12 protein-coding genes are annotated in these 14,660 nt (G+C 74.8%); 3 read left to right on the plus strand and 9 right to left on the minus strand.

Annotated features, from left to right (window positions below; translation table 11 throughout):
* Positions 1-86: 86 nt before the first annotated feature.
* From KPF22_RS15610 to KPF22_RS15635, 6 genes are read right to left on the minus strand one after another with little or no spacing between them, the layout of a single operon-like run.
* Positions 87-1,058 (minus strand): biotin-dependent carboxyltransferase family protein, encoded by a 972-nt coding sequence (locus KPF22_RS15610; RefSeq protein WP_224402500.1) that lies wholly within the window; start codon positions 1,056-1,058, stop codon positions 87-89.
* Positions 1,055-1,927 carry an allophanate hydrolase subunit 1 gene (locus tag KPF22_RS15615; protein WP_062395016.1) on the minus strand — a complete coding sequence of 291 codons (873 nt, stop codon included), beginning with the start codon at positions 1,925-1,927 and terminating at the stop codon, positions 1,055-1,057. The genes KPF22_RS15610 and KPF22_RS15615 overlap by 4 nt, the downstream gene beginning before the upstream one ends.
* Entirely contained in the window at positions 1,924-3,276 is a 1,353-nt protein-coding gene (locus tag KPF22_RS15620; RefSeq protein WP_208825110.1) for an acetyl/propionyl/methylcrotonyl-CoA carboxylase subunit alpha, read from the minus strand. Before KPF22_RS15620 ends, KPF22_RS15615 begins: the two co-directional genes overlap by 4 nt.
* A complete protein-coding gene (locus tag KPF22_RS15625) occupies positions 3,273-3,518 on the minus strand; it encodes an acetyl-CoA carboxylase (RefSeq protein ID WP_020625095.1) in 246 nt (81 codons plus the stop codon). The genes KPF22_RS15620 and KPF22_RS15625 overlap by 4 nt, the downstream gene beginning before the upstream one ends.
* 14 nt (positions 3,519-3,532) lie before the next feature.
* Entirely contained in the window at positions 3,533-4,258 is a 726-nt protein-coding gene (gene pxpA / locus KPF22_RS15630; RefSeq protein ID WP_208825112.1) for a 5-oxoprolinase subunit PxpA, read from the minus strand.
* Positions 4,259-4,281: 23 nt separating this feature from the next.
* A complete protein-coding gene (locus KPF22_RS15635) occupies positions 4,282-6,615 on the minus strand; it encodes a molybdopterin cofactor-binding domain-containing protein (RefSeq protein ID WP_255624829.1) in 2,334 nt (777 codons plus the stop codon).
* Between the two features lie 176 nt (positions 6,616-6,791).
* Between KPF22_RS15635 and KPF22_RS15640 the strand changes: the two genes are divergently transcribed.
* Complete coding sequence (locus tag KPF22_RS15640) at positions 6,792-8,294, plus strand: PucR family transcriptional regulator (RefSeq protein WP_208825114.1); 1,503 nt, start codon at positions 6,792-6,794, stop codon at positions 8,292-8,294.
* 20 nt (positions 8,295-8,314) lie between these two features.
* Here KPF22_RS15640 and KPF22_RS15645 read toward each other — a convergent pair whose 3' ends face one another.
* Positions 8,315-8,908 carry a DUF4232 domain-containing protein gene (locus KPF22_RS15645; protein ID WP_224402502.1) on the minus strand — a complete coding sequence of 198 codons (594 nt, stop codon included), beginning with the start codon at positions 8,906-8,908 and terminating at the stop codon, positions 8,315-8,317.
* Between the two features lie 115 nt (positions 8,909-9,023).
* Between KPF22_RS15645 and KPF22_RS15650 the strand changes: the two genes are divergently transcribed.
* Positions 9,024-9,764 carry a sulfite exporter TauE/SafE family protein gene (locus KPF22_RS15650; protein WP_224402503.1) on the plus strand — a complete coding sequence of 247 codons (741 nt, stop codon included), beginning with the start codon at positions 9,024-9,026 and terminating at the stop codon, positions 9,762-9,764.
* A 40-nt stretch (positions 9,765-9,804) separates the two neighbouring features.
* Here the strand turns inward: KPF22_RS15650 and KPF22_RS15655 are convergent, their stop codons facing one another.
* Positions 9,805-11,868, minus strand: coding sequence for a serine/threonine-protein kinase (locus tag KPF22_RS15655; RefSeq protein WP_208820350.1), 2,064 nt, complete (start codon positions 11,866-11,868; stop codon positions 9,805-9,807).
* Positions 11,869-11,992: 124 nt separating this feature from the next.
* Positions 11,993-12,502: a MarR family winged helix-turn-helix transcriptional regulator gene (locus KPF22_RS15660; RefSeq protein ID WP_208820347.1), complete on the minus strand. Its 510-nt coding sequence runs from the start codon at positions 12,500-12,502 to the stop codon at positions 11,993-11,995.
* A gap of 271 nt (positions 12,503-12,773) precedes the next feature.
* Here KPF22_RS15660 and asnB point away from each other — a divergent pair, with 271 nt between their 5' ends.
* The gene (asnB, locus tag KPF22_RS15665) at positions 12,774-14,648 is read left to right on the plus strand and encodes an asparagine synthase (glutamine-hydrolyzing) (protein ID WP_208820345.1); all 1,875 of its coding nucleotides are present in this window, start codon (positions 12,774-12,776) and stop codon (positions 14,646-14,648) included.
* Positions 14,649-14,660 lie beyond the last annotated feature (12 nt).

Genomic DNA, 14,660 nt, shown 5'->3' on the forward strand with positions numbered 1-14,660 from the left:
GTCCGGTACCGCCCCGCGTCACCGAGCGTCGAGTCTGGACCAGACGGCGCTGCGGGGCCAGCCCGAACGGGTGAGCGGGAGCGGTGTCACCGCTCCAGTGCGCTGTGCATCCGCGCGAGCCGGTCCTTGCGCTCGGCCCGCAGCGACAGCGCCGTCTCCAGGTCGACCGCCACGAACCGGGTGCGGGTGCGCGGCGCCGACTGGGCGACGACGTCGAGGTCCCCGGAGATCACCGTCGCCACCATCATGTAGCCGCCGCCGGACACCGCGTCCCGGTGCAGCACGATCGGCTCCACACCGCCCGGGACCTGGATGGAGCCGATCGGGTAGGGCGAGTCGACGATGTTCGACGGGTCCTGGCCCGCCCCGAACGGCGGCTCGCGGTCGACGGTCTCCAGCTCCCCGCCGGTGTAGCGGAACCCGATCCGGTCCGCGACCGGGGTCAGCGTCCACGTGGTGTCGAGGAAGGTGGTGCGGCCCCGGTCGGTGAGCCGGTGGTCGTAGAGCCCCATCACGACCCGGACCTCGACGTCCTTCGCGAGCGACGGCCGCAGGTCCTCGGGCACGACGAGCCCGGCCCGGCCGGTGCCGGACCCGACGGGCAGGACGTCGCCCTCGGCCAGCGGCCGGCCGTCGAGCCCGCCCAGGGCGCCGAGCGCGTAGGTGGCGCGGCTGCCGAGCTTCTCCGGCACGTCGATCCCGCCGGACACCGCGAGGTAGGCCCGTGCGCCCGCCTTCAGGTAGTCGAACGACAGCACGTCGCCCTCGGCGACGTCGAAGGACTCCCAGCCCGGCACCGCCGACCCGTTGACCTTCGGGGCCATCGTCGCCCCGGCGACGGCGAGGGTCGCCGGGCCGGTGAACACCAGCTCCGGGCCCATGTAGACGATCTCCAGCGCGGCGGCGCCGTCCGGGTTCCCGACCAGAGCGTTCGCGCAGGTCAGCGAGTACTGGTCCAGCGCGCCCGACGGCGGGATGCCCAGGTGGTAGTAGCCGGAGCGGCCACCGTCCTGCACGGTGGTGGACAGACCGGGCTTGCGGACCTCGATGCGTGTCACGCGAGCACCTCCAGCAGGCGCTTGTTGTAGCCGTCGGGGTCGTCGAGGAACGGTTGCAGGTCGAACGCCACCGGACGGGCGGTGATCCGGTACTCCCCCGCCTCGGCGGCGGCGTGGAGCTGGTCGTACTCGTCGCGGTCGATGCCGCGGAACTTGACCATGTCCCCGGGCCGCATGAACACCATGTGCTCGGTGAAGTCGGGCTTGGTCTGGGTCGGGTCGTAGATCGGCGCCGGGGTGATGCCGAACATCTGGTAGCCCCCGGCCCCCCGAACCGAGTAGATGCAGGAGAAGCAGCCGCCGTAGCCGACGGTCTGCTTGGGGGTGTCGGTGCGCGGGCGCAGGTACTTCGGCACCACGATCTGCCGGTCCCGGGGCACCATCTGGTACTTGAACGGCAGGCCGGCGACGAAGCCGACCATCGAGGTGAACCAGGGCGATCCGGAGTGCGCGGCGATGAACTCGTCCACCCCGGCGTAGCCGTTGATGCGGGCCGCGTACTCGATGTCGGTGGCCTCGGGGTCCTGGTGGCGGTCGCGGAACCGCATCAGGGTCTCGGTGGTCCACGGGTCCTGGTAGAGCACCGGGATCTCGACGACCCGGCAGTCCAGGGTGACCCCGAGCGCGTCGCCGACCCGGGTCTCCAGCTCCGTCAGCTGCGCCATCAGGGCGTGCGGGTCGAGCACGTCGGGGTCGTAGCGCACCTGGTAGGAGGCGTTCGCCGGGCAGATCTCCAGGATGCCGTCCGGACGTTCGGAGCGGAGCAGGTTGGTGATCGCGACGGCCTTGAAGTTGGCCTGCAGGCTCATGTCCTCGGCCAGCTCGACGAACACGAACTCGTCGCCGCCCCAGCTGTAGCGGGCGCTCATGAGGTCCCCTTCCCTTCGGCCAGCCAGTGTTCGAGGGTCCCGGTGTGGAAGTCGGCGTCGGCGACCCACGGCTCCCCGGCCAGGGTGCGGAGCAGCCCGGCGGTGGTCGGGATCCCGGCGACGGAGAACTCGTCGAGCGCGCGCCGGGACCGGGCCAGCGCCTCGGTCCGGTCGGCACCCCACACCACGACCTTCGCCAGCAGCGAGTCGTAGTACGGCGGGACCGTCCCGTCCGGCTCCAGCCACGTGTCGCAGCGCACCCACGGCCCGGACGGCAGCGTGACCCGCCCGACGCCACCGGGCTGGGGCAGGAAGTCCCGTTCCGGGTCCTCCGCGCAGACCCGGAACTCGATCGCGTGCCCGCGCCGGGAGATCCGGTCCTGGGTGAACCGCAGCGGCTCCCCCGCGGCGACGCGCAGCTGCTCGGCGACCAGGTCGATGCCGGTGACGAGCTCGGTGGTGGGGTGCTCGACCTGGATGCGGGTGTTCATCTCGATGAAGAAGAACTCCCCCGTCTCGTCGTCGACGAGGAACTCCACGGTGCCGGCCGAGGTGTAGCCGACCTCGCGGCACAGCGCGACCGCCGCGGCCGTCATCGCCTCGCGGGTCGCCCCGGTGATCCCCGGCGACACCGCCTCCTCGACGACCTTCTGCCTGCGGCGCTGCAGCGAGCACTCCCGCTCGAACAGGTGGACGGCGTCGCGGCCGTCGCCGAGGACCTGCACCTCGACGTGCCGGGCGCGCTCGACGAACCGCTCCAGGTACATGGTGCCGTCGCCGAACGCCTTCTCCGCCTCGGTCGAGGCCTGCCCGAACGCGGTGCGCAGCGCCTCGGCGTCGGCGACGACCCGGATGCCCCGGCCGCCGCCGCCGGCGGCGGCCTTGAGCATCACCGGGTAGCCGACCTCCTGGGCGGCGGCGACCGCGGCGTCGGCATCGGCGACCCCGCCGGGGGTACCGGGCACGGTCGGGACCCCGGCGGCGCGCGCGACCTCCCGGGCGGCGACCTTGTCGCCCATCCGCTCGATCGTCGCCGCGTCCGGGCCGACGAAGGTCAGACCCGCACCGGCGACGGCCGCGGCGAACGACGCCCGCTCGGACAGGAACCCGTAGCCGGGGTGGACGGCGTCGGCGCCGGTCTCGGTCGCCGCGGCCAGGATCGCGTCGGCGACCAGGTAGGACTTCGACGCGGGCGAGGGCCCGATCGCCACGGCGGTGTCGGCCAGGCGCACGTGCAGGGCGTCGGCGTCGGCCTTCGAGTGCACCGCGACGGTGCCGATGCCCAGGTCCCGCGCGGCCCGGATGATCCGGACGGCGATCTCGCCGCGGTTCGCGACGAGCAGCCTCATGCCGTCTCCACCACCGCCACGGGCTGGCCGGCGTCCACCTCGTCCTCGTCGCCGACCAGGAACTCGACGACGGTGCCGGTGGCGCCCGCCGGGATCTGGTGGAAGGACTTCATCACCTCGACCAGGCCGATCGCCTGGTCGTCGGTGACGGCTGCGCCGTCCTCGGCGAACGGCGGGCTGCCGGGGTCGGGACGGCGGTAGAACACACCGGGGATCGGGGAGACGACCTCGTGTCGGGGCACTGCGGTACTCCTTCTCAGCTGCTCAGGTGGGGCTTCAGCGCGTCGTGCACGGCACGGGCGAGCTCGACGGCGTTCGGGGTGTCGGAGTGCACGCAGACCGAGTCGGCGCGCACGGTGAGCTCCTTGCCGTTCTCCGAGGTCGCCTTCCCCTCGGTGACCGCGCGCAGGGCGCGTTCCGCGGACCGCACCGGGTCGAACGCCTCGTGCTCACGGGTGATGATCAGCGAGCCGTCGTCGCGGTAGTCCAGATCGGCGTAGTACTCGGCGACGAACCCCGCGGGCCGGTCACCCCAGACCTGTTCGTGCGCGGTGCCGACCATGCCGACCAGCGGGGCGCCGAAGACATCGGCGGCGTCGGCGATCGCGGCGGCCACCTCCGGGTCCCGGGCCGACATGCCGTAGAGCGAGCCGTGCACCTTGACGTGGTTGAGCTCCATGTCGTGCGCGCGCAGGAACCCCGCCAGCGCACCGATCTGGTAGACGACGCCCGCGGTCAGCTCCTCGCGGTCGAGCGTCATCTCGCGGCGGCCGAAGCCCTCCCGGTCGGGCAGCGACGGGTGCGCCCCCACCTTCACCCCGTGCCGCTCGGCCAGCGCGACCGTGCGGGCCATGACCCGTGGGTCGGAGGCGTGGAAGCCGCACGCCACGTTGGCGACGGTCACCCAGGGCATCAGTCCCTCGTCGTCGCCGCAGTGGTAGATCGAGTACGACTCGCCCATGTCACAGTTGATGTCCACCATGTCCGGTCTCCCTCCCGGTGGGTTCAGGCAGTCTGGCCGGACGCGGCGGTGATCGCCCGCCAGACCGCCTGCGGCGTCGCGGGCATGTCCACATGGGTCACCCCGAGGTGTGCGACGGCGTCGATCACCGCGTTCACCACGGCGGGCGAGGAGCCGATCGCGCCGGACTCGCCGATCCCCTTGACCCCCATCGGGTTCGTCGGCGACGGCGTGACCAGCTGCTCGAGCTCGAAGTGCGGCAGGTCGGTCGCGGCGGGCACGGCGTAGGACGCCAGGTTGCCCGCCGTCGGGTTGCCGGCCTCGTCGAAGGTGGCGTGCTCGTAGAGGGCCTGCCCGATGCCCTGGGCGATGCCGCCGTGCAGCTGCCCCTCGACGATCGTGGGGTTCACCACGACCCCGCAGTCGTCGACGGCGACGTAGCGGCGGATCCGGGTGAACCCGGTCTCGGTGTCGACCTCGGTGACGCACACGTGCGTCCCGAACGGCCAGGTGAAGTTCGGCGGGTCGAACGCCGAGTCCGCGGTCAGGTTGGGCTCCATGCCCTCGGGCAGGTCGTTCGCCAGCGACGCCGCGCCCGCCACCTCCTGGATGGTCACCGACGGCCCGGCCGTCCCCGCCACCGAGAACCGGCCGCCGGTGAACTCCAGGTCCTTCTCGTCGGCCTCCAGCAGGTGTGCGGCGATCTGCATCGCCTTGTCGAGCACCTTGCCCGCGGCCAGGTGCACCGCGGTGCCGCCGACGGCGAGGCTGCGCGAGCCGTAGGTGTCGCGCCCGAACGGCGCGACCAGGGTGTCGCCGTGCAGGACCTCGACGTCGTCGGGGTGCACACCGAGTCGGTCGGCGACGATCTGCGACCAGGCGGTCTCGTGGCCCTGCCCGTGCGGGGAGGTGCCGGTGACGACCTCGACCTTCCCGCTGGTCGTCATCCGGACGGTGGCCTGCTCCCAGCCGCCGGACTGCAGCCGGACCCCGGCCGCGACCTTCGACGGCGACAGACCGCCGGACTCGGTGAAGTTGCCGAACCCGATGCCGAGCTGGACCGGGTCGCCGGACTCGCGGCGGCGGGCCTGCTCGGCGCGCAGCTCGTCGTAGCCGACCAGCTCCATCGCCCGGCGCATGCAGGTCTCGTAGTCCCCGGAGTCGTACTGCACCCCGGACGGGACCGTGCGCGGCTCGAGGAACTTGGGGTGCAGGTTGCGCAGCCGCACCTCGGCGGCGTCCATGCCGAGCTCGCGGGCCAGGTCGTCCATGATCCGCTCGTGGCCGTAGGCGGCCTCCGACCGGCCGGCGCCGCGGTAGGCGTCGGTCGGGGTGAGGTTGGTGAACACGCCCTTCGCGGTGAACGAGTAGTGCCCGAAGTCGTAGAGCCCGCAGAAGGTGAACGCGCCGAACACGGCGATGCCCGGGGTGAGCAGCTGCAGGTAGGCGCCCATGTCGGCGAGCAGCTCCACCTTCATCCCGAGGATCTTCCCGTCGCGGGTGGCGGCGACGGAGACGTCCTGGATCTGGCCGCGGCCGTGCGTGGTGGCCTGGTGGTGCTCCGAACGGGTCTCGGTCCACTTCACCGGTGCCCTCAGCCGGCGGGCGAGGACGAGGGCGAGGAACTCCTCGGCGTAGACGTTGAGCTTCGCGCCGAACCCGCCGCCGACGTCCGGGGCGACGACCCGGATCCGGGTGTCCGGGATACCGGTGACCGCGGCGAGGATGTCCCGGACGAAGTGCGGTACCTGGGTGGCGGTGTAGACGGTGAACCCGGCGCCGACCGGGTCCGGCACGCACACCACCGCGCGCGGCTCCATCGGCGAGGGGACGACCCGCTGCTGCAGGTAGCGCCCGGACACGACGACCTCGGCCTCGGCGAAGGCGGTGTCCACGTCGCCGGTGGCCAGCGGCCAGGTGTAGCAGTGGTTGGTGCCCATCTCCCCGTGCACGACCGGGGCGCCGTCGGCGAGGGCGTCGGCCATGTCGACCACGGCGGGCAGCTCGGCGTACTCGACGTCGACGAGGTCGGCGCCGTCACGGGCGGCCGCGGCGCTCGTGGCGAGGACGACCGCGACGCCGTCGCCGACGTGGTTGACCTCGTCGCGGGCGAGCGGGCGGTGGTCGGGGATGCGGATGTCCTCGGTGACCGGCCAGCCGCACGGGATGCCGGCGAGGAACTCGTCGTCGACGTCGGCGGCGGTGAGCACCGCGCGGACCCCCGGGGCGGCGGCCGCGGCGGCGGTGTCGACCGCGACGATCCGGGCGTGCGGCAGCGGGCTGCGCACGACGACCATGTGCAGGGTGCCGGGCGGGGCGATGTCGTCGGTCCAGGTGGCCCGGCCGGTGAGCAGCGCCTGGTCCTCCTTGCGCTGCATGCGGGTTCCCACCCACGGTGCCGCAGCGGTACCGGTCTCCTGCGTGGCGGTCACGACGCTCCCTCTGACGACGACTGCGGTCCGTGCCGGACAGCGTGATCCGGAACACGCCGGGGCGGTAGTGTCCGCACTGTCCAGTTCGATGTCCGGTACACGCCGATCCGGCAGGGGGCCAGATGGCGCTGACGCTGCGCACGCTGTGTGCGAGCCGCAGTCTCGGACTGCGGCTCGCGTGTCCGTCCGCGGATCAGGATCGACCGCTCACGTGGGTGCATTCGAGCGAACTGTCCGATCCGACGCCCTATCTCGACGGCGACGAACTGCTGCTGACCACCGGGCTCGGACCGGCGCCCGACCCGGCCGGCTACGTGGACCGGCTCGTCGCGCACGGCCTCGCCGGGCTCGGGTTCGGCTGTGGTCTGGGACACGACGACCTGCTCCCCGCGCTGCGCGAGGCCTGCGCGCGGGCCGGGCTGGCGCTGCTGGAGATCCCCGAGCGCACCCCGTTCCTGGCGCTGACCAAGGCCGTCGCCGAGGCCCGCGCCGCCGACCGCTACGCCGAGGTCGTCCGCACCGACGAGGCGCAGCGGGCGCTCACCGCCGCCGCCCTGGGCGAGGACGACCCGGACACCGGCACCGCCCGGGTGCTGGACCGGCTCACCGAGCGTCTCGGCGCCTGGGCGCTGATCTCCGGGGCCGACGGGCGGGTCCGCCGGTCCGCGCCCGCCGGGGCGGCCCGGCGCGCGGTCCTGCTCCGCGCCGAGATCGACCGGGTGCGGGACCACCCCGGGCCGTCCAGCGTCACCGTCGCCGTCGGGGACGGGCAGGTCGTGCTGCAGCCGGTGCGCCTGATGGGGCCCGCGGTGCTCGTCGTCGGGCGGGACCGGCGCTTCACCCCGGTCGACCGGCAGCTCATCGGGTCGGCGGTGTCGGTGCTGACCCTGGCCCACGCTCGCAGCGCCGCGGCCGGGCGGGCCGAGCGCCGGGTGCGGACCGCGGTGCTGCGGGCACTGGCCACGCTGCCGGGCTGCGGCGCCGAGGACGTGCTCGCCGAGACCTGGGGCCCGCTGCCCGGTGGGGACCTGGTCGCGGTCGCGCTCGGCGGGCGGGCGACCGGTGCGCCGCCGGACCTCCTGCTCGACGCCCTGGAACGGGCCCCCGGGGTCGCCTTCCACGCCGAGCTCGACGGGCAGGTGGCCGCGCTCGTCGGCGCCGGCTCGGTGCCCGCGGTGCTGGAGGTCGCCGGGCGGGTGCGCGGGGTGCGGGCCGGGGTGTCGACGCCGGCCCCGGTCGGTGAGCTGGGCCGCGCACTGCGCGAGGCGGGCCGGGCGCTCGACGCCGCCGAACGCCGCGACCGGGCGGTGCTGCGCTTCGCCGACCTCGCGGGCAGCGGGCTCGCGTCGCTGGTGCGCCCCGAGGACGCCACCGCCTTCGCCGACGCCGTGCTGGCCCCGCTCGTCCGCCACGACACCGAGCGGCGCGGCGACCTGGTCGCCTCCCTGCGGGAGTGGCTGGCCCACCACGGCCAGTGGGACCCGGCCGCGTCCCGGCTCGGGGTGCACCGCCACACCCTGCGGGCCCGCATCACCCGGGCCGCCGCGCTGCTGGAGCGCGACCTCGACTCCCCCGGCGTCCGCGCCGAGCTGTGGTTCGCCCTGCACACCGCCGACCCCGCCTGACCGGGCTCCCCCGCCGATCCCTACCGGGCGGCGACCGACCCCACCGTGGCCTGCGGCGGCGCCGGGTCGGCGGAGCACACCGGGCCGGGGCGCGGCACGAAGGTCCCGCCGCTGCCCCCGGGCGGGGCGACCCGCAGCCCGCGCGCCTGCTCGGGGAGGCAGTCCGCCTCCGGGTACGACGTGGTCGCCCGAACCCGCAGCGGCGCCGTCGCCGCGGCCCCCGGCGCCAGCCGCACCCGCGCCCGGGGGCCGTCGATCGCGGCCCGCGGCCCGACGCGGGTCCCCTCGTTGCCCGCCACGAACGCGACCCCGGGATAGCCGTCGAGCACGCAGGGGGCGCTGCCGGTGTTGCGGAACACCAGGTCGGCGACGGCGACCGGCCCGTCGGTGCGGGGTGCGGTGGCGGACACGTCGAGGGTGTCGCCGGTGCACGGACCGGCCGGGCCGCCGTCGTCGGCCGGGGCGGACGCGGTGGTCGCCGGGGGCGGGGTCGTCGCGGCCGCGGGGGCCGGGGCGGGCGGGCGCGGGGCAGGGACGCCGGGACCCGCGGCGGCGCAGCCGGCGAGCAGGAGCAGCACGGCGGCACCCACCCCGGCCTCGCGCGGCCCCACCACCGTGACCCCCGTTCCGACGCAGGTCGCTGCGCCGATCGGCGTCATTGTGACGTGGTCGTGCCCCTCACCGGGCGGCGGGTAGGGTCCTGTGCATCGACAACGAGGTGCTCCGCCCGTGACCCCGTGGCAGCTGCTCACGCTGTTCGGTGCCGGCGTCGCGGCCGGCCTGATCGGCGCCGTCGCCGGCCTCGCGTCGCTGTTCTCCTACCCCGCGCTGCTGGCCGTCGGGCTCCCCGCGACGACGGCGAACATCACCAACACCGTCTGCATGCTGTTCCAGGGGGCGGGCGCGGTCGCCGGGTCCCGCCCGGAGCTGCGCGGCGCCGGGCCGCAGCTGCGCCGCTGGATCGGCCCGGCGCTGCTCGGCGGCGCGGCCGGGGCCGGGCTGCTGCTGCTCACCCCGGCCGGTGGCTTCGAGCGGATCGTGCCGTTCCTCGTCGCGGTCGCGGCCCTGCTGCTCCTGCGCCCGCCCCGGCCCGCGGCCGAACCGCGACCGCCCGGGCCGGGCGTCGCGGTGGGGGTGTTCGGCGTCGCCGTGTACGCCGGGTACTTCGGCGCCGCGGCCGGGGTGATGATGCTGGCGCTCACGCTGTCGCTGCCGGGCGCGACCCTGCTGCGGGCCAACGCGCTGAAGAACGTGCTGACCTGGGCGGCGAACGCCGTCGCCGCGGTCGGCTTCGCGGTCCTCGGCGACGTCGCGTGGGCCGCGGTGCCCGCACTGGCCCTGGGCCTGCTCATCGGCGGCCGGCTCGGCCCGGTCGTGGCCCGGCGTCTCCCGGCCCGCCTGGTCCGGATCGGCATCGCGGTCGCGGGCCTCGGCCTGGCCGTGCGGCTGTTCGTCCAGGCCTGGCTCTGAGCGGTCCGGCGTGGCCCTGCGCCACGCCGTGGGCGGGCCCTCAGCCCCGGCGGTACTCCAGCATCGCGGTGACCGGGCCGTCGGTGCGGTGTCCGTGGCGGCGCAGCCAGCCGTCGAGCTTGCCCTGCACCGTGGGCAGGTCCGGGCGCCGGTGCGGCTCGGTGCGCATCGCCTGCTTGAGCAGCGCCAGGTGTGCGGTGCGGCTCGGCAGGTGGGTGAGCTTCGCCCCCGCCGCGGCCGCCCGCAGCCCGGCGACGGCGTCGGCGGACTCCCCGCGCGGCGGGTGCCCGCTCAGCGCGAACGACACCGCCGCCGCGAGCTGCCAGGCGTCGGAGGCGGGCGAGGCGGGCTTCCCGGCCGCGGCCTCCGGCGCCAGGTAGTCCGGCGTGCCCAGGACGTAGCCGGTCTGGGTCAGCGTGGAGTCGCCCTGCTTGCGCGCGATCCCGAAGTCGATCAGGTGCGGGTGCCCCTGCGGGTCGACGACGATGTTGCCGGGCTTGATGTCGCGGTGCAGCACCCCGGCACGGTGCGCGGTGTGCAGGGCGCCGGCGATGCCGGTCCAGATGCGGGCCGCGGAGATGTCGTCCACCGGGCCCTGCTCGCCGACGAGCTGGCCCAGGGACATGCCGTCGACGTACTGCATGACGATGACCAGCCCGTCCATGCCCTGCAGGCCCGGGTCGGACGAGGCGTGCAGCAGGTCGTGGATCTGCACGCAGCACGGGTGGCGCAGCGCGCCGAGCGCGGCGGCCTCCCGGCGGATGCGCTCCTCGGTCTCCGGGTCCGCGGCGTGCGCGGACTTGACCGCGACGGTGTGGCCGAGCTTGGCGTCGTGGGCCAGCCAGACCCCGCCGAAACCACCGGCACCGAGGCGGCGCATCAGCCGGAACCGGGGCGCCCGCGGCGGACCGCCCGCCACGGGTGCGACGAGCGTGGGCCGGCGCGGCGGCCCCGCCGGCGGCCGTCCCGCACCGGAGGCCGGGCCGCGGGCCGCTCCCGGCACCGGGCCGCGCAGCGGACCCGCGGCGGGGTGCGCGGCCGGGCCGGTGAACGGCGGCGGTCCGGCGGGCGGGCGCCCGGTCGGGCCGGGGGCGTACCCGGCGGGCGGCGGCGCGCCGTACCCGGACGGCGGGCGGGGCGCGGCGGCGAACCCGGCGTAGGGCGCGGACTGCTCGACCGAGGACGGCCCGCGGGTGCCGTCGGTCCCGGCGGTGCCCGGGGTCTCGCGGGCGGAGAAGCGCTGGGCGAGCCGCTCGGCGACGCTGGGCGTCGCGGCGGCGCCGGACTGCGGGGCGAGCCCGTCGCCGCCACCGCGCCCGGCCCGCGACGACCCGGTGCCGGTGCGTCCCGCGGCGGGCGGCTCGGCGCGGCGCGGCGGCGCGTCGCGCCCGGCGCGGATCCGCTCGACCGTCGCCCGCGACGGTGCGGGGAACAGCGGGACGATCAGCACCCCGGCCAGGCTCGCGGCGAGGATGCCGACCCACAGGTGCTCGGCGGTGCCCGCGGGGACCCCGCCGGTCAGCACGATCAGCGCGAACAGCGGGAGCCAGAAGAACTTGGCGGGCCAGCGGGGCCCGCGACGCAGCGCGGTGCGCGCCTGGACCGCGACGAGCACGGTCGCGAGCAGCGGCACGACGCCGAGCAGGGCGACGGAGGTGACCGAGGTGACGACGTCCCCGCCGATGGACCCGGCCACGGTGCCGCGGCCCAGGTAGCTGCTCTGGGTCCCGACGACGCTGCAGGTCTCGACCCGGATCGACGAGGTGGCCGACGAGCTCAGACCGGGGACGGCCGGCACACCGGCGGTGGCACGGCTGAACACCCCGCCCGCCCCGACGAACACCGCCAGCGGGAGCAGGCCCGCCGACAGCACTCCGATCCCGGCCAGCAGCACGGACTCGGCCGAGCCGTAGCCCGACGAGGACCCGGAGCCGATCCCCCGGCGCAGCAGCGCGACCAGCGCCGCACCCGCGGTGGGCAGCAGCCCCGTCAGCACGCCGAGCGCGGTGACCGACCAGGCCCAGTCCCCCGGGCACACGTCCGGCACACCGAGCCCGCGGATGCCCTCCAGAACCCCGGCGACGAGCGCCACCAGCGCGTCCACGCCCGTCCTCACCCCCGAACTCGCTCCGGGTGCGGCCACCCGGACTGCCCACTATCGCATCACCCGGGTGGGGCCCGGCGGAGCAGCGGGTGCACGGGGGCGCGCGCGGGCGGGTGCAGCGGGGTCAGCGCACGAAGAGGTCCAGGTCGGTGTTGAACCGGTCGAGCAGCTCGGCCAGGGAGTCGCGGTCGTGGGTCGGCCAGTGCGCGATGACCTCGCGCAGCGGCGCCAGGCGGGCCTCGCGGACCTGCTCCCGGGCGGCGAGGCCGGCCGGGGTCAGGGTGACGCTGACCGAGCGGGGGTCGCGCTCGTGCGGGGACACGTCGACCAGGCCGGCCCGCGACAGGCGCGAGACCTGGCGGCTGGCGGTGGGCTTGGAGACGCCCAGCTTGCCGGTCAGCGCGGTGAGCGAGAGGGCGCCCTCGTCGTCGAGCAGCATGAGGACCGGGTAGGTGTAACGGTCCACGGCGTCGTTGGCGCCGTAGCCGTTGGACCACACCGACTCCATGGTGCGGCGGACCAGCAGCGTGATCTGCTTCTCCAGCGAGTGCAGCGGGTCCTGGGTCGCCGTGGCGAGACCGCCGGCCGCCACGGTTGCGTCGTCGTCAATCGGGCCAATCGGACGTTCCGTCATGATTCGCATGCTACACACGTTGCGGACTGCAACATTGACGATCGCAATCACGTAAGCGGATCGAAAGGTTCGTGCGCCTTCACGCAACGATGCTCCGCCGAACGGGTGTGATCAGCGACGCCCGTCGTCGAAAGCGCTGGACGAACCGCCCGTTGCCGGACGGAGCGCCCACGTCGCGTTACTCACGTGTTGCGTCTCGCAATCATTAGCGTTGCAATCGATCTTACCGGGCGGCGCGGCCCGGGCCACGAGATCGAGGAGGCGCTCAACCGTGTGCGGAATCTGCGGCTGGATCGACTACCGACACGACCTGGGGGCGGACGAGCACGCCCGCACCCTCGCGGCGATGAACGACACGATGTCCTGCCGCGGACCGGACCAGCAGGGCGTGTGGGCCCAGGGTCCGGCGGCGCTGTGCCACCGCAGGCTCGCGGTCATCGACATCGAGGGCGGCCGCCAGCCGATGACCCTCGACGAGGGCGGGGCCCCCGCCCTGCACATGGTCTACTCCGGCGAGACCTACAACTTCCGCGAGCTGCGCGAGCAGCTCGCCGCCGCCGGGCACCGGTTCCGGACCTCCAGCGACACCGAGGTCGTGCTGCGGGCGCACCGCGAGTGGGGCGCGAAGGACCCACGGGACGTCGCCCGCCGGCTCAACGGCATGTTCGCCTACGCCCTGTGGGACTCCGGCACGAACGAGCTGGTGCTGGTGCGTGACCGCCTGGGCATCAAGCCGCTGTACTACTACCCCACCCCGCACGGGGTGCTGTTCGGCTCCGAGCCCAAGGCGATCCTGGCCAACCCCGAGGCCGAGCGGGTCGTCGACGCCGAGGGCCTGCGCCGGGCGCTGGCGTTCGTCTCCGACATGTCCAACGCGGTGTTCCGCGGCATGCGCGAGGTCCCGCCCGGCTGCGTCGTGCGGGTCTCGCGGGACGGCGGCGTCCGCGAGGAGCGCTACTGGGAGCTCACCGACACCGGGCACACCGACGACGTCGACACCACCGTGCACCACGTCCGCGAGCTGCTCGAGGACACCGCGCTGCGCCAGCTCTACGCCGACGTCCCGCTGTGCACGCTGCTCTCGGGCGGGCTGGACTCCTCGGCGCTCACCGCGCTGGCCGCCAAGCACGTCGACGGCACCGTGCGGTCCTTCGCGGTGGACTTCGTCGGCTACGCCGACAACTTCGTCGCCGACGACGCCCGCGGCACCCCCGACTCCCCCTACGTGCACGAGGTCGCCGAGTACGTCGGGACCTCGCACCGCGACATCGTGCTGCGCACCGAGGACATGATGGACCCGGCCGTGCGCCGGGCCACGGTGCACGCCCGCGACCTGCCCGCCGGCATCGGCGACATGGACTCGTCGCTGTACCTGCTGTTCTCCGCGATCCGCACGGAGTCCACGGTCGCGCTGTCCGGGGAGTCCGCCGACGAGGTGTTCGGCGGCTACCGCGACTTCCACGACCCGGAGACCGTCGCCGCGGACACCTTCCCGTGGCTGGCCGGGCGGATGATGAACGCGGACCAGTCCGACCCCGGGCTGTTCGACCGGGCCCTGTGGGACAAGCTCGACGTCCCCGGCTACCTCGACGACCAGTACCGGGCCGCGCTCGCCGAGGTGCCGGAGCTGACCGGCCCGGCCGCCGACGACCCGCACGAGCGCCGGATGCGCGAGATCTGCTACCTCTACCTGACCCGCTGGCTGCCGGTGCTGCTGGACCGCAAGGACCGGATGAGCATGGCCGTCGGGCTCGAGGTGCGGGTCCCGTTCTGCGACCACCGACTCGTCGAGTACGTCTTCGGCACACCGTGGGCGCACAAGACCTTCGACGGGCGCGAGAAGTCGCTGCTGCGCCACGCCACCTCCGACCTGCTGCCCGAGTCGGTGGTGCAGCGGGTCAAGAGCCCCTACCCCTCCACCCAGGACGACTCCTACGAGAAGTCGCTGCGCGACCAGGTCGCCGAGATCGTCGGGCAGGGCGACGACGCGCCCGTCGCGCCGCTGGTGGACCGGGCGGCGGTGCGGCGCCGGCTCGACGAGGGCGGGGGGCACGAGGCCAACTCGATGGGCCGCCGGATGCAGCTGGAGCGCATCATCGACCTCAACACCTGGATCGGCGACTACGACGTGCAGCTCTCGCTGTAGCCCCGTGGCAGG

It is taken from the genome of Pseudonocardia sp. ICBG1034, from assembly GCF_020131375.1.
GTDB lineage: Bacteria > Actinomycetota > Actinomycetes > Mycobacteriales > Pseudonocardiaceae > Pseudonocardia > Pseudonocardia alni.